The following is a 23,660-nucleotide window of genomic DNA, read 5'->3' as shown; positions in this document are numbered from 1 at the left end:
GTCCACTTCAGCTGGCGGCCTGTGATGGGCCGCTTTGGAGATCCACATGGAACTGACTTACTCTGCGCAGACCACGGACTTTGATCCGGATAAGCGCTATCGCAACCCGCAGTACTTCGACAAGCCTGAGTCCGGTGTGACCAAGGTCACCGTTGTGGGGGATTGGCCGGCTGTAGTCGAGGCGTATAAGGCTGCTGAGATCGAGGTGGATGTTGTCGAGCCTGACGGCGCTGTTGAAACTGACCCAGCCAAAATGGGCGTGGCGGACCTACGTGATTGGCTTGCCGCCCAAGGCATCGAGTTCGATCCGAAGGCCCCGAAAGCCGAAATCCTGAAACTCATCCCAGCGAGCTGATTCATGACTCTCATCATCGAGGGCGGCACCGGTAAGCCTGACGCCGAAAGCTACGCCTCCGCCGAGGACCTGGCCATGTACGCCGTGAAGTTCGGCGTGACCATCCCCGCTGAGGTGCCTGCCCAGGAAGCGTTGCTTCGCCGGGCGGCTCTGGCAATGGATGGCATGACCTGGAAGGGCCGCAAGATGGATAGCGACCAGGCATTGGCCTGGCCCCGGCGAGGTGTTGAGCTTGATTGTGAGATCAAGCCTGACAACTACCTGCCGGCGCGGATCCAGTACGGCCAGATGGCCCTGGCCGCCGAGATCCACACCGACGACATCGACCCGATCGAGAAGCGCAAAGGCGCGATTACTCTGGAGCGAGTCGAAGGGGCGGTAACTCGCGAGTACGCGACTATCCCGAACGCCAGCGGCCGACTGTTGCCGGCGGCGCCGGACCGGCCGAGTGCAACGCAATTTGCTGATTATCTGCAGCGACGCGGCTTGTTTGCAGTTCGGGCATAGTGGTAGCGTTCGGCGTTTATCGGAATGGAGTCGGTCGATGAGCGCAATCGTGCAGAAAATAGTTGATGAAATTATGCAGGAGATTGAAAAGGGGCATTTGAGGGAGCCTGATAGGCATACCGTGAGCTACTCATTCACGCTCACCGAGCCTGAAGAGGTTAGTGTCGGCCCCGAGATCTACAAGTTGTTCGATCAGCGCCTTCGGAGTTTTTTCAAGGGCGCCAAGATCACTTCAAAAGGTTATGCGGCTAGCGGCTACAACATCGTAGCTCGAGTCGACAAGTAAAAAGACCAAGGGCCCAGCCATCGCGCTGGGCTTTTCACATCTGGAGTCCTAATGGCCTTCTACGACGAAATGGCCGTGATGGCTCTGGAGATGATCACAGAGTTCGGCCAGCCCGTGCTCATCCGCGACATTAAACCCGGCGAGTACGACCCGGGCACTGGAACGGCAGGTCCTGATACCGTTACCGAGCAAACCGCCCAAGGCATCCTGCTCGACTTCAGCGGTCAGGAGTTCCAGGCCAATAGCCTGATCAAGGTCGGCGACAAGAAGCTCAAGATCGCTGCCCGCGGGCTTGAGTGGGCGCCAGGCCTGCTGAACAAGGTCGTTGTCCAGGGGCGCACCTGGTCAATTGTCCCGCCGCTGAAAGAGATCAACCCGGCCGGTACACCCATTCTGTACGAGCTGCAGGTGAGATCGTGAGCCGGGCAGGGGCCGGCCAGTCCGGCAGCTTCGCCCTCAGCCTTGCCGAGTTCGCAGCCCAGGCCACGGAAGCCATCGATGCCAGCCTGCGCGAGATCATCATCGAGGTCGGCAGCAGCCTGATCCGCATGTCACCCGTGGGTAATCCGGAGATCTGGGCGCAGAACGCTGTGGCCCGGCAGTACAACAAAGCCGTGGACGATCACAACAGTGACTTGCGCAATGACCCGGCCAACCTCACGAAGGCCGGCCGACTCAAGCCAGGACGCAAGCTGAACGACGGCATGGACATCGTCGCGCCTGAGGGCTACGTCGGGGGCCGGTTCCGGGCGAACTGGCATCTCTCGATAGATGTGGTCGAGAACGTTACTTTTGATGAGGTTGACCCGGGCGGGCAGGAGACAATCGCAGCGTTGGTTTCGGCGGTCAGCGACTTCACTGCCGGCCAGGTTGCCTACCTCATCAACAACTTGCCATACGCTATCCCGCTCGAGTTTGGACATTCGACCCAGGCCCCGGGGGGCATGGTCCGCGTCACTGTCGCTCGCTTCCAGCAGATCGTGCAGGAAGCCATCAGGAATAATCAGGTATGAGCCACAACGTGATTGCCTCGATCTACGAGGCCAGGGTCATCGACTGGGCGAAGGCTTTGCCTGTGCCGCTGAAGGTTGTGGTCGAGAATGAGGTCTACCAGCCTGCTGATGGAGAAACCTATCTACGAGCATTCACCTTGCCTGCCAACACCACAAGCAACACGCTCAGCGGTGATCACCTGCTATGCACCGGCGTTTTCCAAGTCAGCATCGTAATGCCGGCGGGAGAGTACCGCGGCGCCGCCGGCGCGTTGGCCGATCAGATTGCAGCCTTGTTTCCGCTTTACGAACGGAACACGAAAGACTTGCTGACAGCGGTGACCATGACGCCAGTGCACCAAGGCCCAGGAATCCCGGCCGACACAACATACACCGTCCCGGTATCGTTTCAGTACCGCTCCGATACGAACTAATCCGCCCGTTGGGCAAACCCAGAACCCGCCATCGAGCGGGTTTTGTCATTTCTGCAAAGAGGAAAAACCATGAGCGTCAGGATTCCCAACGGAACGACTTTCGAAATTGCGGGCACCATGAGCGCCCCGAAGGCATTTACTGCGATCACCAATGCAAAGCCCGCAGTTTTAACCGCCGCCGCGCACGGCCTGGCCAATGGCGATGTGATCGTCATTGATTCGGCTTGGGCCAAGCTGAATGGTCGTCCGGCTCGGGTGATCGACTCCGACGTAGGCGACTTTGCCGCAGAGGGCGTGGACACCACCAGTACAAAGAACTATCCAACCGGATCTGGTGCGGGCACGGTCCGCTCCGCCTCTGGTTGGACGCAGATCGCTCAGATCACCGAGCCGGCGGCTAACGGCGGGGATCAACAATTCCTGACCTACGGGTTCCTGGAAGACGACGATGATCGTCAAATGCCCACCACCAAATCTGCCAGCAGCATGACTCTTCCTGTGGCCGACGATCCAGAGAAAGCGTATGTCGCCATCGTCGAGGCGGCGGACGAAGACAAAGAGCCGCGCCTGGTTCGCGCCAATCTGCCCAGCGGGGCAACGATCTACTACTACGCCTACGTGTCGATCACCGCGACCCCAACGCTCAGCCGCAACAACATCATGACGCGGACCATCACGCTGTCGTTCGCCTCCCGCCCAACTCGCTACAACTCGTAAGGGGGCCTCATGGCAAAGTTTTCTATCGCACCAAAGCCTACGTTCACCATCGATGTCGCCATCCCCCAGGTTGGCGATAAGCCGGTGATGGTTCCGTTCACGTTCAAATATCGTGATCGCACCGCTTTGGCTGAGCTATTCGACTCCTGGAAGGATCGAGCCGAGGCCATTGGCGAGCGCTTCAAGGGTGTCGAGCCGACACTCTCCGAGATTACTGCGGCAGAGGTGGAACAAGGCGTCGAACAGATCAAGGACCTGGTGGTTGGATGGGGGTTTGGCGACAAGTTCAACGACGAGTCCGTCACCGCGTTGGTGAAGAGCTGCGTCGGTGTTTCTGACGCCGTTGTGAAGGCTTACAGCGACGCCTTCGGGAAAGCCCGCCTGGGAAACTAAAAGCCGCCGCGCGTGCGCTCTATGAGTCGAACAGTTCCGCCGAGCAGATGGCAATGTTCGGCTTCTCCCCCGAGGACTACGACGAAACCATTGAGGTCTGGCCAGACAACTGGCCGGCCTTCTTGGTCATGGAGTCAATGGGGACTCAATGGCGCGTAGGTGCCGGCGGCGCTATTGGGCTGGACTACGGAGCGCTGCCCAGTGTCATGCGGCTCACTGGGATCCCTGCCAAGGATAGATCCACCATTTTCCAAGACATTCGTGTCATGGAGGCTGAAGCCCTCGCCGTAATGGCTGAGGCCAGAGAAACCAGCCCGTGACCGCGGGCAACTATTCAAGGTGAGTCGATGAACATTGCTGAACTGGGGATCCGCGTCGACTCCGCTGATGCTGCTCAGGCTGCAACCGACCTCGATAAAATGACCAAGGCCGGCACACGGGCCGAGCAGTCCGCCGTCGGCCTGATGAACGAGATGCAGGCGCTGGAGAAGTCGCTGTCATCTGGCGCCAAGTCCACCCAGGAACTGGCCAAGCAACGTGATGCTCTGGCCAGGCTGACCAAGACCGGCGCCTATGGCGAGGCCGAGTTTGCGAAGATCACTGCGCAACTCGACAAGCAGCAGGCCGCGTTGGTCAAGTCCACCCTGGACGAACAGAAGGCTCTCAACAGCCTGCTGGGGGCCATCAACCCGACCATGACGGCGGTGGCCAAGCTCGACAAGCAGATCGAGGACCTGGGCAAGCACCTGGATGCTGGCCGTATCAGCCAGGAGCAGTACAACTCCGCGTTGAGCAAGATCGACAAGGACTACGCCAAGCTCGAGAAGACTGCCTCCGGCTTCGACAAACTGCGCCTCGGCACCCGCCAGGCTCAGGAAAACGTCCTGCAGCTCGGTAACGCGCTGTCGTCCGGTGATTGGGGCAGCGGTGTTCGCGCCGTGGCCCAGCTGGGCGCTGGTGCTGGCGCGTCGGCAACGGGGCTTCTAGCTATTCTGGCGCCTATAGCACTGGTCACTGCTGCAGTTACTGCTCTCGGATTCAGCTATTACAAGGGCACCAAAGAGCAGGATGAGTACAACGAATCGCTGATTGGGACCGGCAACTTCGCCGGCGTGAGCGCTGGGCAGCTTGGCGATATGGCACGCCAGGTCGGCGCAACCGTCGGCACCACCGGGCAGGCCGCTGAGGTCCTGGCGCTGTTGGCTGGTAATGGCAAGATCGCGGGTGAGAGCTTCCTGGGTATCACCCAGGCTGCCGTGTCGATGCAGGAAGCTACCGGCAAGGCGGTCAAGGATACGGTCGCTGAATTTGCGAAGATCGCAGACGAGCCGGTAAAGGCCTCGGCAGCGCTCAACGAGCAGTACCACTACCTGACCGCCTCGGTTTACTCGCAGATCGCTGCGCTTGAAGAGCAGGGCGATCATGCCGGTGCGGTAAAGCTGGCGACCGAGCAATACGCCGACGCGATCAACGAGCGTACGCCGCGGATCCTAGAAAACCTCAGCTTCTGGGAGAAGGGCTACAACGCAGTAGCGCGGGCAGCGGACAACCTGAAGAACCTGGGGCGGCCCGATATCGACGCTGATATCGAACAGGCCCGGCGAAACCTGGAGCAGGCTCAGTCCGGAAATGTTGGAGCGTTCCAGAACCAGAAGGAGATGGTCGAACTCTACAGCAACCAGCTCAATATGCTGGAGGATCAGAAGGCCGCGGCGGCGGACATTGCCAAGTGGGAAGGTGAGCAGGCTAAAGCCCAGCAGGATGCTGTCACCGCAATGGGCAAGGTCGATGCCCTGACCAAGTCCTCCTGGACGAACGAGCAGAAGCGCGCCGACGCACTGAAGGAGTACAAGCGGCAGCTCGACGATATCCGCAAAGTCAGCCCCAACGATGCACGCCTGAATCAGGCGGTGGTCGACAAGAACATCGCGAATATCAACGACAAGTTCAAGGACTCGAAAACACCCGCGGGCGCCGTTGACCTGACCAGCTTCAACAACTCGAAAAACGCCCTCACCGGCATCCTGTCCGAGTACAAGAACGCCCAGAAGGAACTGGAAGCTGCGCAGAAGGCCGGCCTGGTCTCCCAGGCGGATTACCTGCTCAAGCGTCAGGCCATGATCGGTAACGAACGCGACGAGGTCACCGCAGCTTACGAGGCGGAGATCTCGGCGCTCGAAGCGACCAAGGGAAAGGCCGGCACCTCGGCGGCCCAGCGCATCCAGCTGGACCAGAAGATCGCCGACGCCCGCGCAGCGATGGTCAAGGCACAGAAGGATGCCGACTCGGAACTGGCTGTGTTGGCCGCGAACGAGGAGGGCAGGCTCAAGAAGCAGGCCCAGGCTGTCAGCACCTATACCGGAGCCCTGCAGCAGCAAGTCGACACTTTGCGCCGACAGGGGCAGCGTGCGGCCGCGGGCCTTGGGCAGGGTGACCGGCAGCGCGGGCTGACCGACCAGCAGAATGGCATCGACGACCGGATCAACCAGCAGCGTCTGACCTTGGCCGACCAGTATGGCGATGGCTCCCGTGGCATGAGCCTCGACGAGTACAACCAGAAGCTGGCGGCCCTGGACAAGACTCAACGGGACCTGCAGGAAACGGCGATCTCCAACTACGACGAGATGACCGCTGCCCAGGGTAGCTGGAGCGCCGGCGCTACATCGGCCTGGCAGAACTACCTAGAGTCGGCTCGTGACGTTGCAGGCCAAACGAAAAGCTTGTTCACCAACGCCTACAGCTCCATGGAGGACGCGGCCGTCAACTTCGCGGTGACCGGAAAGGGCTCGTTTTCCGACTTCACCAAGTCGGTGCTGGCGGATATGGCTCGGATTGCTACGCGCCAGGCGAGCTCATCGCTGCTGAGTAGCCTCGTTGGTGTCGGAGTGAGTTACTTCGCCGGTAGCGGTACCGGGGCGACCTCGCCTGGCTCGACGCAGGCCGGCTACACGGGTAGTGATTTCTCGGGCTGGGTTTCTGGGCAGCGAGCTGCTGGTGGTCCTGTTGCGCCAAATTCTCTGTACGAGGTCAACGAACTGGGACCGGAGCTGTACAACGAGGGCGGCCGGTCATTCCTGATGACCGGGGCTAATGGGGGCAGCGTTACACCCCTGAGCGGTGGCGGCGGGCCTGCTCTGGCAGCGATGTCTGGAGGTGGAGGTGGCAACACCTACAGCTTCCCGGTAGCCGTCTCGGTGCAAACATCGGGCGCGGGTGAAGGAACCACCCAGGAGGACACGACGCAGCTGGGCAAAGGCATTCAGCAGGCTGCAAAGGTTGAGGCTGAAACGGCAATCGCCAGAGGGCTGCAGCCAGGTGGTTCGATTTGGCGCGTGATAAATGGGAGGGGGTAATGGCGATTGAAACGTTCACCTGGCCAACGCAGAACGGGGACGCACCCGAGATCACCTATCGGGTGCGAACCGCGCAGTTCGGTGACGGCTACAAGCAAACAGCCGGCGACGGGCCGAACAACAAGGAAGACTCCTACCCGGTCACCTACACCGGTTCGAAGGCCCGGGCGCTTGAGATCATGGCCTTCTACGATCGGCACGCCGGTGCGAAAGCTTTTCTCTGGACGACCCCGCTCGGCGAGCTGGGCCTGTTCACCTGCGTCAATCCCGTTCCCACCCCGGTCGGGGGCGGGGTCTTCAAGATCACGGCCACGTTCAACCGGGCCTTTCATCCATAAGGGGCAATCATGCCGCTGATCAGTGACATTCAGGCGCTTGAGCCTGGTAGCGAAGTACTGCTCTTCGAATTGGACGGATCGGACTATGGGGCGGACGTATTGCGCTTCCACGGGCATGCGATCCCGCACTCGCCCGAAGAGCTGCGGGCAGCAGGGCCAAACGCCGACCAACTGCCGGCCAAGGCGATCTGGTGGCAGGGCAACGAGTACGGCGCCTGGCCCATGCAGATCGACGGCATCGAAGCAAACGGCGACGGTACCGCGGTACGACCAACGCTGTCGGTCGGCAACGTCAACGGTCGCATCACAGCCCTGTGCCTGGCTTTCGACGACCTGCTCGAGTTCAAGCTGACCATGCGGCACACGCTGGGCAGCTATCTGGATGCGCAGAACTTCCCGAGCGGCAACCCAACGGCCGACCCCACCCAGGAAACGATCGAGGTCTGGTACATCGACCAGAAGACCAACGAGGACGGGGAAACGGTCAGTTGGGAGCTGGCCAGCCCGGGCGACGTTGGTGGGGAGTCCATCGGCCGGCAGGCGACCACGCTTTGCCACTGGTGCCTCACTGGTGGGTACCGCGGGCCGAACTGCGGTTACACCGGCGGCTATGTCGACAAGGACGGATTGCCCACGGACGACCCGGAAAAGGACGAGTGCGACGCCACTCTGGGCCGGGGATGCATTCCGCGTTTCGGGGAGGGCAACGAGCTGCCTTTCGGTGGTTTTCCGGCCGTTTCCATCATTGCCCGGAGCTGACCATGCGCAAACACATCCTGAGCGCGATCCAGGCGCACGCGGCAGCCGAGTACCCGAAAGAGTGCTGCGGCCTGCTGCTGGCCATTGGGCGCAAGCAGCAGTACTTCCCGTGCCGCAACATCTCCACCGAGCAGAACGAGGAGTTCCGGCTTGATCCAGAGGACTACGCCGCGGCCGAGGACCAGGGCGAGGTGATCGGCATCGTGCATTCGCACCCTGACGCCACCAGCCGGCCGTCGCCGCGCGACCTGGCCATGTGCGAGGCCACGGCGCTGCCCTGGCACATACTCAGCTGGCCCGAGGGGGATCTCAGGACGATCACGCCGGAGGGCAACACGCCGCTGCTCAAGCGACCATTCGTCCACGGCGCCTGGGACTGCTGGCAGGTCTGCGCGGACTGGTACAAGCGCGAGTGGGGGCTGGAGTTCGAAGCCTTCCAGCGTGCAGGTGGGTGGTGGGAAGACCCGGCCGGTCCGAGCCTCTACGAGCAGGCCTATGAGGCGGCAGGATTTGTGCGGGTCGACCAGCCGCGCCGCGGCGACATGATTGTCATGGCCGTGGGGCGCACGGCGCACCCGAACCACGCGGGGATTTACCTCGGCCCAGACCCGGAACTGCCTGGGGAGGTCGCAGAGGTGTTCGGCCCCGGGCCTTTCCTGCTGCACCACCTGTATGGCCGGCCAAGCGAAATCATCGTTTTCGGCGGGCCCTGGCTCGATCGAACGCGCCTGATCCTCAGACACAAAGATGCACAACCAACCACATGATGCGTCAGCGCCGCAGGAGGCTCACATGAGTAACGGAAAAACAGAATCGAACAGCATGGAAGAAGACCACTTCCCTGATCATTGTGAGCCAGGGAAGTTACTGCAATGGATTAGTCGTCGGATTGCGGTGACTGAATTGGGTGCAGCCCTTTTATTAGCGCCCGAAGTGCCAACTGATGGCCCGATGAGCCGTCTGCGTACTCGCGGTCAACTGGCAGCCCTTCGATAAGGTTCTGTGCGGCATCACTGATTAGCTTGCGCTTCGATAGGTCTAGCGATGCAAGTGCAGTCCCAATTAGGGTGATCGCGGTGAGCGTTCCCATCTCGAATGAACTCAATACTTTCTTGTCACTCATTTCACACTCCTTGCGTTATCCGCGCCGAAATTGGCGCAACCCCAGTCCATGGGCTTGCAGGCAAGGGACTGGGGAATCCGTTGCGTATGGGCAGGAGGCTACTATCCAGCGGGAGAGGGGCGCTACTGGCTTTTCATCCATGTTGGATGGTGGACAGGCATCGCGTTAATGATTGGCTCTACCTCTCCAATGAGGCATGCTTTGCGCAAAATGGATCAGCACATCGCAAGGAGGGTTTATGTCGAACAAGTCGTATGAGAATGGTCGCTGGAGCGTGCACGAGAGTCGCGGTCCTGGTGGTGCACTCGGATATATCGTCGACGGCGTAGGTGAAGAGAAGAGACCGGGGGAGGGTGCTTTTCAAATCAGAGATGGCGCGCTCTTTGATCCGACAGGGAAGCGTTTAGGCTATTTAGCAGCATTAGAAAGTAGCTGGGCAGTGAACTTGGGTGATTACATGATTGGTCACGTGCTCAGGCGCGTACCGGACTAACCTGACCTGTAGAGAAAGCCCAGCCCCGCGCTGGGCCTTTTCGTTTCTCCCCACCTTAGAACTACCAGCACGATTTGGCTGGCAGGTGCAGGAGCCTGGGAAGAGGGGCGTTACCGGCTTTCCCTCCAGGTTGGATGGGGGGACAAGCTCGGGTTATCGTGTTCGTCACACCATCGGGCTTGGAGGCCTCGTGACTACCAGAAGCAGTGAAGAAATACTGGCGCACTATATCGAAACTATGGGCGAGCCACTCGGTCAGGCGTTTGGGTACCTCAATCAGCGAGTGCTTGAGTTGCATCTTGTATGGGAGCAATACACTCAGCTTTTCGGTGAGAGCGAGGAAACCGTTCACCTGTTGAACAAAACGGCTGGGCTTTTCTTCATGGTTGTGCAAGATGGGCTATGGGACAGCGTGCTTCTGGGAGTGTCAAAGCTGACCGACCCTGCGCAGACTGGAAAAAACAAAAACCTTTCCATACGCTGTTTGCCCGACTTGATTGCAGATGGCGCGCTATGTGGCCGTGTATTAGACCTCTGCGACGAGGCCTTGATAAAGGCAGAGCATGCGAGGGATCACCGAAATAAGCGCATAGCGCATCAGGATCAGCAGTATTTCTATGATCGAGAGGCGCAGCCATTGGGCGGAGTCAGTAGAGCTTTAGTCAAGGAGATGCTTCAAGCTATCACTGCGGTGATGAATGAGATAAACGTCTTCTACTGCGACACGACGATGTTCTACGACAGCATCAGCGCTGGTGGAGATGCTGCTTGGCTAGTGCACAAACTCAAGACGATTGCTAAATAATAAGTTGAATCCAGCTAGCAAAGCCCAGCTAACCCGCTGGGCTTTTTCGTTTCTGGCCGCCCAGTGCTACATTGCCCGCATTTCCACAGGAGTGACCTGCATGAGATTTTTCGTAGGAGCGGTAGCAGTGGCGCTGTTGGCGGGGTGTGTGTCGCCAGGCGATCTGGAGTCAAAAGATCCAAGTATTGCGGTCAGCACCACGAAAGACCCGAAACGCTACGCTCTTTGCGTATTTCCTAAGTGGCAGGATGCCCGCAGCGATGTGTCGATGTCCGAGACGGAGCACGGGTATCGGCTGATAGCCGCAAGTAACAACATGACCGATGAGCTTCTGAGCATCCGCAAGGCTTCAAAAGGCAGCTCAGTAAAACTTTACCAGCGTATGGTTTGGGGCCCAGGTTATGGGCGAAGCGATATGGAGAAAGCGGTTAGAAGCTGTCTCTAAAACCAACACTTTTTAAGCCGCCTATGGGCGGCTTTTTTACGCCTGGAGGAAACGATGTCAGCGATCACCACTGGTGACCAATCGATGACGACCATCCTGCTTTCGGGCCCTCTCATCAAATTATTTGGTCGAGTCCACCGACGTGAGCTCGGGAGCAAATCAGTAGGAGAGGCGCTCAAGGCATTGAAGTGCACGCTCGAAGGGTTCGAAGCGGCAATCAAGGATCTTGAGAAGCGGGGCTTGCGTTTTGCGATTTTTCGCAACAAGAAAAACGTAGCCGAGAAGGATTTCGCCCTGGGCGGCGCGCAAGAGGTTCGGATCGTTCCTGTGATCTCGGGCAGTAAGCGCGCAGGGCTGTTGCAAACCATCATCGGCGCCGTATTGATCGCCGCGTCGTTTATTCCTGGATTTCAGGCCTTGGCACCTACTGGCATCGCTCTCGTCGCCGGCGGGGTGATCCAGATGCTCAGCCCTCAAAAGGCCGGCTTATCGCAGAGTGCATCCCCCGAAAACCTACCCTCATACGCCTTCGGCAGCGCCAAGAACACCACCGCCAGCGGCAACCCTGTCCCGATCTGCATCGGTGAGCGCCGGTGGGGTGGGATGATCATTTCTGCATCGATCTACGCCGAAGATAAAACGTAACCAGAATAATGCACACAGGCCGCCCATGAGGCGGTTTTTTTATGCCTGGAGGAATGCATGGGCGCAGCAGCACAGATCGAGATCCGCGGCGAGAAGGGCGGTAGCAGCAAGCCAAAGTCGCCCACCGAGGCCAACGACAGCCTGCGCTCGACCAACTTGGCCAAGATGTTGATAGCCGTGGGTGAGGGGGAGTTCGACAGCGCCCCGACCGACTACGACATCTACCTGGACAACACGCCGATCAAGGACGCGAGTGGGAACATCAATTTCCCGAACGTGAAGTGGGACTGGCGCTCTGGCTCTGTGGATCAGTCGTATATCCCGGGCATCCCCTCGGTCGAAAACGAGACCACGCTGAACATCGAACTGCGCAGCGACACCCCATGGGTGCGCTCGATCACCAACACCCAGCTGTCGGCCGTGCGTGTGCGCTTCGCCTGGCCGGCCCTGCAGGCCCAGGACGAAGAAGGGAATGTCGGCGGCTACCGCATCGAGTACGCGATCGACGTGGCCACCGATGGCGGCGCCTATCAGCAGGTGCTGCTCGAGGCGGTGGACGGCAAGACCACTACCCGCTACGAGCGGTCCCGTCGTGTAGACCTGCCGCCGGCCACCAGTGGCTGGTTGATTCGTGTGCGCCGGCTGACGCCCAACCGGAACAGCAACAAGGTCGCCGACACCATGCTGATCGCCGGCCTGACCGAGGTGATCGACGCGAAGCTGCGGTACCCGAACACCGCGCTGCTGTACATCGAGTTTGACGCCGAGCAGTTCACCAACATCCCGGCCGTCACTGTGAAGTGCAAGGCGCGCAAGTGGCAGGTGCCGAGCAACTACGACCCTATCGCCCGCACCTACACCGGGACCTGGGACGGCACCATGAAGCAGGCTTGGACCAACAACCCGGCCTGGATTACCTACGGGGTTTGCACCGAGGACCGCTTCGGCCTGGGCAAGCGCATCAAGCCGTATATGGTCGACAAGTGGGAGCTGTACCGGATCTCGCAGTATTGCGACCAGAACGTGCCGAACGGCCTGGGCGGTCAGGAGCCGCGCTTTCTCTGTGACATGAACCTGCAGGGCAGGGCCGATGCCTGGTCGCTGCTGCGCGATATCGCTGGCATCTATCGGGGGATGACTTACTGGGCCCAGGGCCAGTTGGTGATGCAAGCGGACATGCCGCGCGCCCAGGACTACGACTATGTCTTCACCCGGGCCAACGTCGTCGACGGGAAGTTCTCCTACGGCAGTGCCTCGGCCAAGACCCGGTACACCCGGGCTCTGGTCAGCTACGACAACCCGGCGAACAACTACGACACCGACGTCATTCCGTTTGCCGATCTGGAGCTGCAGCGCCGCTTCGGCGACAAGCCTACCGAGCTGACAGCCATTGGCTGCACCCGTGCTTCCGAGGCCCAGCGCCGTGGTAAGTGGGCGATCCTGAGCAACAACCAGGACCGGACCATCAGCTTCAAGACTGGCATGGAAGGGGTGATTCCGCTGCCTGGGCACATCATCCCTGTGGCGGATTCGCTGCTGGCCGGCCGGCAAATTGGCGGCCGGATCTCGGCAGTGGCCGGGCGCGTGGTGACGCTCGACCGCGACACTCAGGCCAAGGCCGGCGATCGCCTGATCATCAACCTGCCGGGCGGGCGCACCGAAGGCCGGACCGTGCAAAGCGTCACCGGGCGCGCTGTCACCGTGACCACGGCCTACAGCGAACCACCGCTGCCACAGTTGCAGTGGGCCCTGGATGCCGACGACCTGGCAATCCCGCTTTACCGGGTGCTGAGCACCAAACGCACCACCGAGGGCGACTTCGAGATCAGCGCCCTGCAGTACGAACCCGGCAAGTTCGCTTTCATCGACACCGGCGCCCGCCTGGAAGAGCGGCCGATCAGCGTGATCCCGATCACCGTCGTTCCGCCGCCGGCGAGCGTGACCCTGACTTCAAACTACGCGGTCGACCAGGGCATCGCCGTCAGCACCATGAACATTTCGTGGCCTGCGGTGAACGGCGCTGTGGCCTATGACGTGGAGTGGCGTAAGGACAGCGGGAACTGGGTCAAGGTACAGCGCACTGGCGCGACCAGCGTCGACGTGACCGGGATCTATGCCGGTGCCTACCTTGCCCGGGTACGGGCGGTGAGCGCCTTCGATATATCGTCGATCTGGAAAAGCTCCAACCTGACCCAGCTCAAGGGCAAGGAGGGGCTGCCGCCGTCGGTGTCGTTCCTGACTCCGACAAGCCTGGTCTACGGCATCCGGCTGGACTGGGGCTTCCCTGCGGGAGCAGAGGACACCCAGCGCACCGAGATCTGGTACAGCAAGACCACGTCGTTGGCCGACGCGATCAAGCTGGGCGACTTCGCCTATCCGCAGGCCCGGCACGAAATGCAGGGCATCCTGGCTGGGGCTTCGTTCTTCTTCTGGGCGCGCCTTGTCGACCGCACCGGCAACGTCGGGCCGTGGTACCCGACAGGTGTCGGCGTCAACGGCCAGGCCAGTTCTGAACAAACCGAATACGAGGAGTATTTCTCCGGCCAGATCGGCGAGTCCGCCCTCGGCCAACACCTGGGCGATCGAATCAACCTGATCGACGGCCCGGCTGACTTGCCCGGGTCGGTCAACAATCGCATCCAGGTGGTATCGGGCGAGGTATCGGCGATCAGCGAGAAGGTAGACGGCGTGTTTGCCCAGGTAAACCCGCCGATGGCGGGCTCCACCGAGGACCTGGCCGGCTCTACGGAAAGCTTTGTTGGTGTCTGGTCGGTGCAGTCGGCGGTGATCGAGGGCGACGTGGCCACCGGCAAGCGCGTTGATGCCGTCCAAGTCGAGATGGGCCAGAACAGCGCCGCGATCGAGGAGGTCAGTCAGGCCCAGGTCGCGCTCGATGGCAAAGCCTCAACGATGTGGTCGGTGAAGATGCAGATCGATTCTGCGGGGCGCTATGTCGCCGCAGGTATTGGGCTTGGCATCGAGAACGGCCCGGCCGGCCTGCAGAGCCAGTTCCTGGTGAGTGCCGATCGCTTCGCCGTGGTGAATGGCATGGGCGGTGACGCTCTCGCTGTGCCGTTTGTTGTCCAGGACGGCCAGGTCTTCATCAACCAGGCGTTTATTAACCAGGCCTTTATCAAGGAGCTGGTACTCGGTATGACGCTCAGGTCAGCGGCACTCAACAGCGAAGGCTTGCCATTGCTGGAAATTAACATACCGGCAGGAACGTTGACGCTTCGCGGCCAGTCGGCGGAAGGGTCTACGTTGCTGAACAACAATGGCATCTTCGTTTATGACCTGAACCATATCGAGCGGGCAGGGCTGGGGAGGCTTTCGTAATGGCGTTTTATGGAGCCAGAACAAGGAATGCCGCCGGCGTGGAAACGCTCAACACGTCAACCATGGGGATTCGCTCGATCGTGACCAAGAAGGTCACGGTCCCGCCGATCACCAGCGACTTCACCAGCTTCATCGATATGCCGGAGATCACCGCGGCTTCGTTCGTTTGCGTCACGCTTCAAGACACTTCGAACAGCTCCTCGGCGCTCCCTGCTGTGTTCTGGTCTACCGGCCAGCTCAGGGTACGCCGTGGCGCCGGCATAGCCTTGAACGTTTTCATCCTGACTTATCAATAAGGGGGAGGCATGGACTACGGATTCAGGTCGCGCAACGGTCTGAACTTCTTTCAGATCGACAGCGTGAACAGGGTTCTCGGGGTCGCTGCCAGTGGCAGCTACGTGATCGGCAAGCCGCCTGGTGCCCCGCGGACCATCACTTCAGCAACCATTACTTACCCAACGCCGATCACCACGCCCGATCCGCCCATGGTGTTCTTGAATCCGAACAACCAGGGCATGTATCACACGCTGATGAACATCGGCAGCCCGGGGAGCTGGACGGGTTTCTCGTTCCAGCTGCAGCTGATGTCGCCATTCAACGTTTCGGATTGCAGCGGTAAGTGGCTGGTGGCGACGTTCCGTTCTGTTGGCCCGCCCAGCGAGTATGACATCAGGCTGAAAAACGCGGCCGGCGAGGTGATTTTTGTCGGGGCCGACAACCTGCTTTCGATGAGAGGGTTTCCTGTCAATGAGGGCTGGTCACTCGATAATCGTGGCGAGCAGGTCGGAGGAGTCTACTGGTCTGGCTGCCAGATGCCGTGGACTGGCGACTATGCGGACTACTTCCTAGCTTCGACCCTGATCGGCGGGAAGATCTACAACGGCAACTCGACGCTTGAAACGCCGTGTGGCTTTCATGCCGGTATCCGCTCAACCCTAAACGGTTACATCGGGGCGATGGTCAGCTCTGAAGGCGGCACGGCGAAGAACGGGCGAACGACTTTTGCGGCGAGGCCGATGCGACCTCTGTAATCACACTTCTTTGTCCCTCTTCGTGAGGGATTTTTTTTGGAGAGAATAAATGTCCAAGCAGGTCATCAATCTCGGTGTCATCCCTACTGGCGTCGGCGGTGATACACCGCGCAGCGCCAATACCAAGGCCAACGATAACTTCGCCGAGCTGTATAACGCTCTCGGCGCTGCCGGGTCGCCATCGACCTTGCCGGCCGCGCTCCCTGTTGCTAACGGCGGTACCGGTGGTACAACGCAGGCAGCTGCACGTTCAGGCCTCGGCCTCGGTAATGCGGCGGTGGCAAATATCGGTTATGAGACCGGTAACGTTGCTGATGCTTATGCGGTGGGGCGGACAAAAACTAGCGTCGTTCAAAGCTGGTACACGAATGCGGTCCACGGCGTTGATCCGAATCTGTACCCGCCAACGTCCCCAGGGCTGCCCACCGGTGGCACTGGCTACTGGTACAAGCAGATTTTCCGGCATTCGGATTCAGCCAATCGACTGACCATCGCCTGGCCCTATGGCCTTGCTGGCAATTCGGGAACGGTGAAGTTCCAGTCGATCTATGACGGTGCCGCAACGCCCTGGATCGAGCTGTACCACACCGGCAATACCACCCGCGGTTCGGGCGGCGTGCTTTCTGCTGCATCGCCGATCCTGCGCATTGCCAACGTCGCCGATAGCCAGCGCCGCGACCTCGATGAGCAGACCTTCGAGCCGGCCGGCGAGTGGGGCATGGCGAACAGTGAGGCCCGCGGCGTGAGCGTCGAGCGCTTGGGCGTTGGTGAGTACCGTGTAACCGGCAGCCTGGGCCTGGCCCTGGAAGGCTGGCGCACGCAAGACCCTTGCTCCCCCGATGGCGGCGGCACGCTCGGAATCACTGAGACCGAACAGGACCCCGACGGCACGGTGGTCGTCCGGCTGTTCAAGCAACGCTGGACCCTGTCGGAAGACGGCGAAATGATCCCCGGCCGCGGGGCTCCGCTGGACGTGCCGCTCAACAGCTGGATCGACGTGCGGCTGGAGATGCCTGCCGCAGAGCCGCCCCCGCAACAGTTCGCCGAAACCGAATAACAGCCCGCCACTGAACGGGCTTTTTCTTGCCTGGAGATTCGTATGCCTATCACTGAGCAGCAGCTGCTGCAGATCCTCCCCAACGCCCGCCGCCAAGCGGGCGTTTTTGTTTCTGCACTCAACGCGGCCATGAGTTATCGGGAGATCAACACGCCCAAGCGCATGGCGGCCTTCCTCGCGCAGGTCGGCCATGAGTCGGGTCAGTTGCTCTATGTGCGTGAGATCTGGGGCCCGACCGCTGCCCAGGCGAAGTACGAGGGCCGGGCAGACCTGGGGAACGCCGTCACCGGCGATGGCTTCAGATACCGCGGGCGCGGCCTGATCCAGATCACTGGCCGGGCCAACTACAGGGAGAGCGGCAAAGCCCTTGGCCTCGACCTGATCGCTAGGCCCGAACTGCTCGAACAGCCGCAGTGGGCCGCCGAGTCGGCCGCCTGGTTCTGGCAGAAGAACGGCTTGAACGAGCTGGCAGACCGCGACCAGTTCAACACCATCACCCGGCGCATCAACGGCGGCTTGAACGGGCTGGAGGATCGCTTGCGGCTCTGGGCCCGGGCGCGGGAGGTGTTGCAGTGAGCCCCGCGGCATTGCGCCTGGCCGCCGGCCTGGTGCTGGCTGGTCTGCTGATCGCCGCCGGCGCTGGCGGGGCCTGGAAGGTGCAGGACTGGCGCTACGGCAAGCAACTGGCCGAGCAGGCGCGGCTTCACCAGGATGATCTGGCCGCTATCAGCAGCGCGGCAGCAACTCAGCAGCGCGCCGATCAGGATAAGCGCCTGGCGCTCGAGCAGCGCCTGGCGACCGCCGACCAATCCCACCACCAGGAGCTGACCAATGCTCAGAAAGACCAAGCTCGCCTGCGCGATCGCCTTGCTACTGCTGACCTGCGGCTGTCAGTCCTTGTCGACGCCGCGGATACAGCCAGTTGCAGCAACGTGCCTGCCACCCCCGCCACCGGCGGCGTGGTTCATGGAGCCGCACGCGCCCGACTTGACCCGGCGCATGCTCAACGAATTGTCGGGATTACCGGTGACGGCGATCAAGGACTGATCGCCTTGGCCGCGTGTCAAGCGTATGTCAGAGAGGTTACGCACTGACCTACATTTTAAGCATGACCTCAATTCATGTTCCATCACTCTCCTATAAATGGCGTGCCAGGTTGTAACTATTGTTGGGGCATGCCTTTTAGGGGAGTGGATACGCAGTTGTGATGGTTTTGCCGTCGAAGAAAGTTTGCAGCGGAATCGGTTTGCTATAGGTCTGACAGTATTTGTTGTCTACGGAATTGGGTGAGGAGGGGCCGCACCTATTAGCTTTGCTGGCGTCGCATGTATACGAGGATGGTATAGGGTTTGCTTTAGTATATTCATGATTATAGGCATAATCAATGCTCATTAGTACTTGGCTTGCTGTGCAGCTGTTTGGAAACATTGTTGACTTTGATTTGAGTGCAGAGTTTGATCCTGAATTAATAATGAAGTTGTATAATGTGTATCTTTGAGTGTTGTTGAGATTGAATGTTAAGGGCGGTGGTGGTGAAATAGGCGGTGGAGTTGAACTTTTAGATGCAGCTGTTGTTGTTTCGACAAGAATTGTACTGACGGATGTGGCATTTGCTGCTGAATGAAAGCCTTTTGCGCTACCGGACTTCACTTCTCCGCAAAAAATATGTTCCTGATCTATTGGCGGATTTGTAGATGGTAGCGCTCTTTGATTGGGAAGGCATGTGGCTGCTGCTAGCTCCGTGGTAGGTGGTGATGTGAAATTACTGCATGAGATAAGTGCCAGTGTCGATAAGGAAATTAGAAGTAATTTTTGGGTTGTGCTCATCTTTATCATCCTTGATAAGGAGTGTTTAATTTTTTTCTGTGTTCGGAGGCTATGCAGGGTGCTAAAAGGCGATGTTGCGATTTCACTGTAGATCCTAGCGCTCTACTTTCAAGCGTGAGAGTTTGGTATTTCATGTAGAGCTGACGAACGGAATTTCTGGTTGGTGGCGGCGTCGTTGCTCGCTAGTGATCATCCGCAGTTCATCATGTTGTCGCCGACGGCCTTGGCCAGCGGCACTATCAGCTCCGGCCCATGGTTGCGTACATTTCCTACTGCAGTGCTGACCCTAAACCACTCGAACGCCTCAGACGGCTCTCCATGCCGCACCATCATTTCCTCCGCTCGCTCCTTGAGCGTGGCCAGGTCAAGCCATTCCCTGGCCAGGTCCGGGGACAAGACCACCGGCCGCCGATCGTGAATATCGACCATGCCGCCGGCGGAGTCTGCGGTGATGATCATGAAGCCGTCGTGTTCCCGAGGAGGCTCGTCAGCATGCGGCCAATGGCCAATGGAGGCGCACAGGCTGGGCAGGCCATCACGTCGACGGATGTAGTAGGGCTGTTTTCCGCCTTCTTCCACAAGCCACTCAAACCATCCGTCTATTGGCGTGATCGCTCGATTTGGCCAGGCTGCGCGGTAGTAGGGATTGTGCGCGACCTTTTCGGCGCGGGCATTGGGCTCGGCTCGATTGGTTGCCCAGTGCGGCTTCCAGGACCACCTGATCAGGTCGGCATGTAGCGCGCCATTCTCTATGTGGAGCAGGGCGACATTTGTCGTCGGCGCCACGTTGTACCGCTCCAGAGGTTGATCGCCGGCGTTGTTGACCAGCGCGCCCGGCATGCTGAGCACGGCCACAAAGTCGTGAATGCCGTGGTACTGCGCGATACGTCCGCACATGCTCGCCTCCGAAGTGATGGTCCACTTCATTCAACGTAGACCAACGGGAGGGCCACTCGTCAGCGCCCGATTGATGGTCGGAGCGCTGTGGGTAATATGCTGTGTTTTTATACAGTATGGGTTCTGCGATGTACTTCCTGATTACCCCGCGCCGATTCTTGGGAGTGGCGCTTACCAAGGAAGAGTTGAGGCGAACGCCACCGATCCGTGGCGACATTCACATCTACGAATGCCAGAACGAGGAACTTGGCCGGGTGGCTATTAGTGCTTGGATTTTCAATCCAGGCCCAGGGCCCGACATTCTCCCGCGGCTTCATGACGTGAAAATCACAGGGATGGCCCAGAGAGGAATGAACCTGAATGGTATCGAGCAGATCGGCGACGCCTTTTATGCTCAGTCGTGGTGGTGTCGTGTTGAATGAAGGAGGGGATTGTGTTCGGTCGGCAGAACGCCGGAGGAGGGGGTGATTTTCTTGCCGCAAAAAAATACTGCCCCATTGATTTTATTGGGCTTCAGGGCATTGATTCTTGCATGATTGCGGCAATAAAAATAAGCTAAGTGATTGATTTGTATGGAATCGAGCGGGGACTTAAAATCCCCCGCTCGTAAGGGCGTGCCGGTTCGATTCCGGCTTCGGGCACCATCTATTTCAAGGGTTTGCTGGCGAAAGCTGATGCAAACCCTTGTTCGTTTCCGGCCCGCAAATTCAAATCCGGTCTGCGATTTACGCGGTTGGAGAGGCTTTCTTGCCTTTCTGCTGGCGGATGTATTTCTCTGTCATTGCCATTGGGCAAAAGTCACTGGCGTATTGCAGAGACGTCTACGCAGCTCTGCAGATGGATGTAATAAGGACATTAGGTGTTTCGGAAAGTGATTCTGTTGGTGTTGGTCAATTGCCTGAGCGGCTGCGCCGCGGTGGCGATGCGCATGGACTACGACCACCCTTGCCCCTACAAGGGCGTGCGCCTGGACTGGTGGTTGGTAGGCACCTCCCATGGAAAGCTGATTCCCTTTTTACTGATCGATGCACCGTTTTCTTTGGTGGTCGATACGGTGTTTTTTCCATTCGAGTATCAGTACAGCTGCAATGACTAATCTGTTTTGGCTTTCGTCTGCAAAGCGGTAGCCCTGCGCAATTGCCGATGGCCTTGGGTGATGCGTATTCGCCATTAGCACACCAGCCCTAATCGTCTGCTACCGAGGCCGGGCATATAGTGCGGACGACCATCCTCGTCGGGGTGGCTCTCACAAGAAAGTGCCGATACGAAAAAGGAGATTCACCATGTCATTCAAGAAAATCGTCTACGCCTCCGCAGTGGTCCTGGCCCTCACCGCCTCGAACGCCCACGCATTCGCCAGAGACTGTAACGACTCGCTGTGGAAGTTCAGCGGCATCGAAGCACTGACCTGCATCTTCTCGGGCCAATGGTAATCCGCCGTTTCCCGGGTTGAAGCTGTCCCAACGACAAGGCTGACTGTGAATGGCCGCTCAATCCGGTCAGCCTTGTTGTTTTTCCATTCCTGCCCATTCATCGCGCGGTTCTCAATTCTCCATCCGGCCATTGGTCAATATTTTCCGGTTGCGCAGGGGACGCCTCTGCTGGCTGGCAAAACGCAGCAGTCTGCATGACTGGTAATGAGTACGCGGTGAACTGGGTGACACCACAGTTCTACTTTCACCTCGTCACGGCCTACAACATCCTGCGACATAACGGCGTGCCGCTCGGTAAAGCCGACTATGTGCAGCACATGTTCGCCTACTTGCGGCAGTAAGCGACTGTCTGATTTCCCAGGCGGACTAAAAGAAAAGTGCTGAACCGGGCGTCAAGGCTCGGTTTTATCGCGTTTGTCAGGAGGGTTTTTTCTGTTGAAGCGCGCCGAGATGTCTTGGTAGGTCTCGTTATCGGTTGCAGCGAGCAGTGTCTGGCCATCCTTCAAGGTGGCCAGAAATGTCACTTCGGTATTGTGGCCCGCCAGAAGATAGCCGGCGACGGCTCCTACCGGCCCAAGAAACATGGCACCCACCACTCCAAGGCCTATGGCACTCTTTATGTTCTTGTTCGAATCGGTATTTTCGACGATGAGTTCCTTGAATTCGGAGACAAGAAAGCTTTTCCCTACTAGAGGTTTATTGGGGGTCTTGAGCGTGATGGTTCCGCGCAGATACTCCGCATCACCCTGGGGGAAGTCACCGGCCAGCACTATGATCTTTGCCATCTGGAAAGGCCCCAAGGCGATCATTTTTAGGGGGCCATTGCGCGCCTTAAGGAATAGAGCGTCAACGCTGCGACGACGACTGGCGGCACCATTGGTCTATGGCAGGGCGAAAACACTGGCAGATCTGGGCATGGACAGTCATGCGTGGCAGCTTGAGCGGCGTGGCTTTCCAGATCCGGATGCGCCAGGTATCGATAAAAAGAAGATATCGAGTGCCGATATGCTCAAGTGCTGGCCGGATGAGTTGGGACGGGCGCGGAACAGGGGATACACTTGCCACCAAGCCTCTGGTGGGCTGGCCGGATGAACCAAGGAAGCGCTTCAGTGATAACTATTCAAAACGCGGCACCCAGACTTTCTTATGCAGAACTTGCCAAGATGGTTGAGCAAAAGAGGGCGGTAGAGCAGGTCAATCTGCTTGAAGCCAAATTGAATCCAGACTTCCTGGCCAAACTTGAGGCCGCGACAGAAAACGCGGATATGAAGCAGGAAGTTCAGCCGACTTTCCCTATCGAAGTTTGACCGACCTGATGCCGGGTGATACTCGGCCAGATCCGACAATATTGCTCAGTTTCAAGACAAGGACGAAGGATGCGAATTTTTACCGGTGAGTGGGCTCGATGGCTGATGGCGGCTGGTTTGGGGGGCTTGGCAATGGCGAGTAACGCGCAGGCGCAAACGACGCCTCAGGCAGCCCAGGAGATAAAGGGCTTGCTGGACTTTGTCGAGCACAGCCAGTGCCAGTTCGTGCGTAATGGCACCGAGTATCCAGCCCCCCAGGCACGGCAGCACCTGGAGAAAAAACTGAATTACCTCGAAGGCAAGAACATGGTGAGCAGCGCGGAGGACTTTATCGATCTCGCGGCCACTAAAAGCAGCATGAGTGGCAAGGCTTATGAGGTGCACTGCGCTACGGGCTCGCAGCCGGCAAGCAGCTGGTTAAAGGCAGAGTTGCAGAGGCAGCGTCAGCCTCATTGATTCAGTTTTTGGCCAGGCAAAGCCCAGCTCGTACGCTGGGCTTTTTGGTTTTTTGGAGGGCAATAAAAAGCCAGGGCTGGATATACCGTGACGGGCTACATGGATCAGAGCGGGGTGCTGCTCATAAGGTATTCCTGCTGCCCCGTTTGTTCATCCGTCTGCTCGTGGGTCACGACAAAGCCTTGTGCCAGGTAAAAGCCGCAGCTGGCCGTATTGTCCTTGTACACCGCCAGGCTCAATACGGGACGCTGTGCCCTGGCATGGGCGAGCAGTTGCTTGCCAATCCCCTTGGCCTGGAATGCAGGTGCAACAAAGAGGGCGGCCAACTGGTCGTCGTGCAGCGAATAGAAACCCCGCACTTTGGATTGTCGCTCGATGACATAGGTCTCTGACGCCGGGAGGTACAGGTTGCGCATGTTGTCGACTTGCGACTGCCAGAATGAGGCGTCGATAAAATTGTGGGCTTTCAGCGAGGCCTGCAGCCAGATGTCCAGCACGGCATCCATATCTTGCTGTTCAAATTTTCTGATCATTTCTCTTGCGCTTTTCCTGATAACGGGCTGCAGGCTAGAAGCAGGCGCTGGCCAGTTCAAGAGCCGACATATTAAAAGATGCAGGAGTGCGGCGGGGGAGGCGACCGACTGATTGAGGATCAGGCGGTCGCAGTCGGA

33 protein-coding genes and 1 pseudogene are annotated in these 23,660 nt (G+C 59.1%); 29 read left to right on the top strand and 5 right to left on the bottom strand.

Annotation, left to right across the window (positions count from 1 at the left end; translation table 11 throughout):
* Nucleotides 1-46 precede the first annotated feature (46 nt).
* The 13 genes from AC07PQ_RS01255 to AC07PQ_RS01195 all read left to right on the top strand — a co-directional run bounded on the left by AC07PQ_RS01255 (nt 47) and on the right by AC07PQ_RS01195 (nt 8,901).
* Nucleotides 47-355: a hypothetical protein gene (locus AC07PQ_RS01255; RefSeq protein ID WP_493184715.1), complete on the top strand. Its 309-nt coding sequence runs from the start codon at nt 47-49 to the stop codon at nt 353-355.
* Nucleotides 356-358: 3 nt separating this feature from the next.
* Nucleotides 359-862 carry a DnaT-like ssDNA-binding protein gene (locus AC07PQ_RS01250; protein WP_493184716.1) on the top strand — a complete coding sequence of 168 codons (504 nt, stop codon included), beginning with the start codon at nt 359-361 and terminating at the stop codon, nt 860-862.
* 37 nt (nt 863-899) lie between these two features.
* A complete protein-coding gene (locus tag AC07PQ_RS01245; protein ID WP_493184717.1) occupies nt 900-1,148 on the top strand; it encodes a hypothetical protein in 249 nt (82 codons plus the stop codon).
* Nucleotides 1,149-1,199: 51 nt separating this feature from the next.
* Nucleotides 1,200-1,568 carry a hypothetical protein gene (locus AC07PQ_RS01240; protein WP_053260405.1) on the top strand — a complete coding sequence of 123 codons (369 nt, stop codon included), beginning with the start codon at nt 1,200-1,202 and terminating at the stop codon, nt 1,566-1,568.
* Entirely contained in the window at nt 1,565-2,161 is a 597-nt protein-coding gene (locus AC07PQ_RS01235; protein ID WP_274306247.1) for a hypothetical protein, read from the top strand. The genes AC07PQ_RS01240 and AC07PQ_RS01235 overlap by 4 nt, the downstream gene beginning before the upstream one ends.
* On the top strand, nt 2,158-2,574 hold the full coding sequence (locus tag AC07PQ_RS01230; protein WP_493184718.1) for a phage tail terminator-like protein: 417 nt from the start codon (nt 2,158-2,160) through the stop codon (nt 2,572-2,574). The genes AC07PQ_RS01235 and AC07PQ_RS01230 overlap by 4 nt, the downstream gene beginning before the upstream one ends.
* Nucleotides 2,575-2,643: 69 nt before the next feature.
* Entirely contained in the window at nt 2,644-3,291 is a 648-nt protein-coding gene (locus AC07PQ_RS01225) for a phage tail protein (protein ID WP_493184719.1), read from the top strand.
* A gap of 9 nt (nt 3,292-3,300) precedes the next feature.
* Nucleotides 3,301-3,684, top strand: coding sequence for a phage tail assembly chaperone (locus tag AC07PQ_RS01220; RefSeq protein WP_493184720.1), 384 nt, complete (start codon nt 3,301-3,303; stop codon nt 3,682-3,684).
* A 47-nt stretch (nt 3,685-3,731) separates the two neighbouring features.
* The gene (locus AC07PQ_RS01215) at nt 3,732-4,004 is read left to right on the top strand and encodes a DUF1799 domain-containing protein (protein ID WP_493184721.1); all 273 of its coding nucleotides are present in this window, start codon (nt 3,732-3,734) and stop codon (nt 4,002-4,004) included.
* A 27-nt stretch (nt 4,005-4,031) separates the two neighbouring features.
* The gene (locus tag AC07PQ_RS01210) at nt 4,032-7,037 is read left to right on the top strand and encodes a phage tail tape measure protein (RefSeq protein ID WP_493184722.1); all 3,006 of its coding nucleotides are present in this window, start codon (nt 4,032-4,034) and stop codon (nt 7,035-7,037) included.
* The gene (locus tag AC07PQ_RS01205) at nt 7,037-7,375 is read left to right on the top strand and encodes a phage tail protein (RefSeq protein WP_493184723.1); all 339 of its coding nucleotides are present in this window, start codon (nt 7,037-7,039) and stop codon (nt 7,373-7,375) included. The genes AC07PQ_RS01210 and AC07PQ_RS01205 overlap by 1 nt, the downstream gene beginning before the upstream one ends.
* 9 nt (nt 7,376-7,384) lie before the next feature.
* A complete protein-coding gene (locus AC07PQ_RS01200; RefSeq protein WP_493184724.1) occupies nt 7,385-8,134 on the top strand; it encodes a phage minor tail protein L in 750 nt (249 codons plus the stop codon).
* A gap of 2 nt (nt 8,135-8,136) precedes the next feature.
* Nucleotides 8,137-8,901 carry a C40 family peptidase gene (locus AC07PQ_RS01195; protein WP_493184725.1) on the top strand — a complete coding sequence of 255 codons (765 nt, stop codon included), beginning with the start codon at nt 8,137-8,139 and terminating at the stop codon, nt 8,899-8,901.
* A gap of 110 nt (nt 8,902-9,011) precedes the next feature.
* Here AC07PQ_RS01195 and AC07PQ_RS01190 read toward each other — a convergent pair whose 3' ends face one another.
* Nucleotides 9,012-9,257 carry a hypothetical protein gene (locus AC07PQ_RS01190; protein WP_493184726.1) on the bottom strand — a complete coding sequence of 82 codons (246 nt, stop codon included), beginning with the start codon at nt 9,255-9,257 and terminating at the stop codon, nt 9,012-9,014.
* 238 nt (nt 9,258-9,495) lie between these two features.
* Between AC07PQ_RS01190 and AC07PQ_RS01185 the strand changes: the two genes are divergently transcribed.
* The 10 genes from AC07PQ_RS01185 to AC07PQ_RS01140 all read left to right on the top strand — a co-directional run bounded on the left by AC07PQ_RS01185 (nt 9,496) and on the right by AC07PQ_RS01140 (nt 18,163).
* Complete coding sequence (locus tag AC07PQ_RS01185) at nt 9,496-9,750, top strand: hypothetical protein (RefSeq protein ID WP_493184727.1); 255 nt, start codon at nt 9,496-9,498, stop codon at nt 9,748-9,750.
* Nucleotides 9,751-9,940: 190 nt separating this feature from the next.
* Nucleotides 9,941-10,555 carry an AbiU2 domain-containing protein gene (locus AC07PQ_RS01180; RefSeq protein ID WP_493184728.1) on the top strand — a complete coding sequence of 205 codons (615 nt, stop codon included), beginning with the start codon at nt 9,941-9,943 and terminating at the stop codon, nt 10,553-10,555.
* A gap of 100 nt (nt 10,556-10,655) precedes the next feature.
* Nucleotides 10,656-11,000 (top strand): hypothetical protein, encoded by a 345-nt coding sequence (locus AC07PQ_RS01175; RefSeq protein WP_493184729.1) that lies wholly within the window; start codon nt 10,656-10,658, stop codon nt 10,998-11,000.
* A 54-nt stretch (nt 11,001-11,054) separates the two neighbouring features.
* A complete protein-coding gene (locus AC07PQ_RS01170) occupies nt 11,055-11,645 on the top strand; it encodes a tail assembly protein (RefSeq protein ID WP_493184730.1) in 591 nt (196 codons plus the stop codon).
* Between the two features lie 57 nt (nt 11,646-11,702).
* A complete protein-coding gene (locus AC07PQ_RS01165) occupies nt 11,703-14,981 on the top strand; it encodes a TipJ family phage tail tip protein (RefSeq protein WP_493184731.1) in 3,279 nt (1,092 codons plus the stop codon).
* A 38-nt stretch (nt 14,982-15,019) separates the two neighbouring features.
* Nucleotides 15,020-15,277 (top strand): hypothetical protein, encoded by a 258-nt coding sequence (locus tag AC07PQ_RS01160; RefSeq protein WP_493184732.1) that lies wholly within the window; start codon nt 15,020-15,022, stop codon nt 15,275-15,277.
* Between the two features lie 9 nt (nt 15,278-15,286).
* Nucleotides 15,287-16,012: a hypothetical protein gene (locus AC07PQ_RS01155; RefSeq protein WP_493184733.1), complete on the top strand. Its 726-nt coding sequence runs from the start codon at nt 15,287-15,289 to the stop codon at nt 16,010-16,012.
* A 49-nt stretch (nt 16,013-16,061) separates the two neighbouring features.
* Nucleotides 16,062-17,069 carry a phage tail fiber protein gene (locus AC07PQ_RS01150; protein ID WP_493184734.1) on the top strand — a complete coding sequence of 336 codons (1,008 nt, stop codon included), beginning with the start codon at nt 16,062-16,064 and terminating at the stop codon, nt 17,067-17,069.
* Nucleotides 17,070-17,111: 42 nt separating this feature from the next.
* Nucleotides 17,112-17,645, top strand: a complete 534-nt coding sequence (locus AC07PQ_RS01145; protein ID WP_493184735.1) for a glycoside hydrolase family 19 protein — start codon at nt 17,112-17,114, stop codon at nt 17,643-17,645.
* Nucleotides 17,642-18,163: a lysis system i-spanin subunit Rz gene (locus AC07PQ_RS01140; RefSeq protein ID WP_493184736.1), complete on the top strand. Its 522-nt coding sequence runs from the start codon at nt 17,642-17,644 to the stop codon at nt 18,161-18,163. The genes AC07PQ_RS01145 and AC07PQ_RS01140 overlap by 4 nt, the downstream gene beginning before the upstream one ends.
* 88 nt (nt 18,164-18,251) lie before the next feature.
* Here AC07PQ_RS01140 and AC07PQ_RS01135 read toward each other — a convergent pair whose 3' ends face one another.
* Together AC07PQ_RS01135 and AC07PQ_RS01130 are read right to left on the bottom strand one after the other, a co-directional pair.
* On the bottom strand, nt 18,252-18,896 hold the full coding sequence (locus AC07PQ_RS01135; protein WP_493184737.1) for an EndoU domain-containing protein: 645 nt from the start codon (nt 18,894-18,896) through the stop codon (nt 18,252-18,254).
* Between the two features lie 189 nt (nt 18,897-19,085).
* A complete protein-coding gene (locus AC07PQ_RS01130; protein WP_493184870.1) occupies nt 19,086-19,793 on the bottom strand; it encodes an SOS response-associated peptidase in 708 nt (235 codons plus the stop codon).
* A 128-nt stretch (nt 19,794-19,921) separates the two neighbouring features.
* On the opposite strand from AC07PQ_RS01130, the gene AC07PQ_RS01125 reads away from it, so the two are divergent.
* From AC07PQ_RS01125 to AC07PQ_RS01110, 4 genes and pseudogenes are all read left to right on the top strand, one after another.
* The gene (locus AC07PQ_RS01125; protein WP_493184738.1) at nt 19,922-20,215 is read left to right on the top strand and encodes a hypothetical protein; all 294 of its coding nucleotides are present in this window, start codon (nt 19,922-19,924) and stop codon (nt 20,213-20,215) included.
* Between the two features lie 437 nt (nt 20,216-20,652).
* A complete protein-coding gene (locus AC07PQ_RS01120) occupies nt 20,653-20,889 on the top strand; it encodes a YceK/YidQ family lipoprotein (RefSeq protein WP_007921679.1) in 237 nt (78 codons plus the stop codon).
* Nucleotides 20,890-21,076: 187 nt separating this feature from the next.
* Nucleotides 21,077-21,226, top strand: a complete 150-nt coding sequence (locus AC07PQ_RS01115; protein WP_007921689.1) for a hypothetical protein — start codon at nt 21,077-21,079, stop codon at nt 21,224-21,226.
* A gap of 179 nt (nt 21,227-21,405) precedes the next feature.
* Nucleotides 21,406-21,567, top strand: a pseudogene (locus AC07PQ_RS01110) (DUF1993 family protein); the annotation flags it as partial.
* 51 nt (nt 21,568-21,618) lie between these two features.
* Here AC07PQ_RS01110 and AC07PQ_RS01105 read toward each other — a convergent pair.
* Nucleotides 21,619-22,011, bottom strand: a complete 393-nt coding sequence (locus AC07PQ_RS01105) for a hypothetical protein (RefSeq protein ID WP_037033833.1) — start codon at nt 22,009-22,011, stop codon at nt 21,619-21,621.
* 324 nt (nt 22,012-22,335) lie between these two features.
* On the opposite strand from AC07PQ_RS01105, the gene AC07PQ_RS01100 reads away from it, so the two are divergent.
* Together AC07PQ_RS01100 and AC07PQ_RS01095 are read left to right on the top strand one after the other, a co-directional pair.
* On the top strand, nt 22,336-22,533 hold the full coding sequence (locus AC07PQ_RS01100) for a hypothetical protein (RefSeq protein WP_177323776.1): 198 nt from the start codon (nt 22,336-22,338) through the stop codon (nt 22,531-22,533).
* A 69-nt stretch (nt 22,534-22,602) separates the two neighbouring features.
* Nucleotides 22,603-22,989 carry a YfeK family protein gene (locus tag AC07PQ_RS01095; protein WP_007921694.1) on the top strand — a complete coding sequence of 129 codons (387 nt, stop codon included), beginning with the start codon at nt 22,603-22,605 and terminating at the stop codon, nt 22,987-22,989.
* A 104-nt stretch (nt 22,990-23,093) separates the two neighbouring features.
* Here the strand turns inward: AC07PQ_RS01095 and AC07PQ_RS01090 are convergent, their stop codons facing one another.
* Nucleotides 23,094-23,522: an N-acetyltransferase gene (locus AC07PQ_RS01090; RefSeq protein WP_037033824.1), complete on the bottom strand. Its 429-nt coding sequence runs from the start codon at nt 23,520-23,522 to the stop codon at nt 23,094-23,096.
* Between the last annotated feature and the right edge of the window lie 138 nt (nt 23,523-23,660).

The organism is Pseudomonas sp. GW821-FHT09E12, from assembly GCF_059416085.1.
Note: the sequence above shows the minus strand (reverse complement) of the source record. Positions and strands in the feature narration are given on the sequence as shown.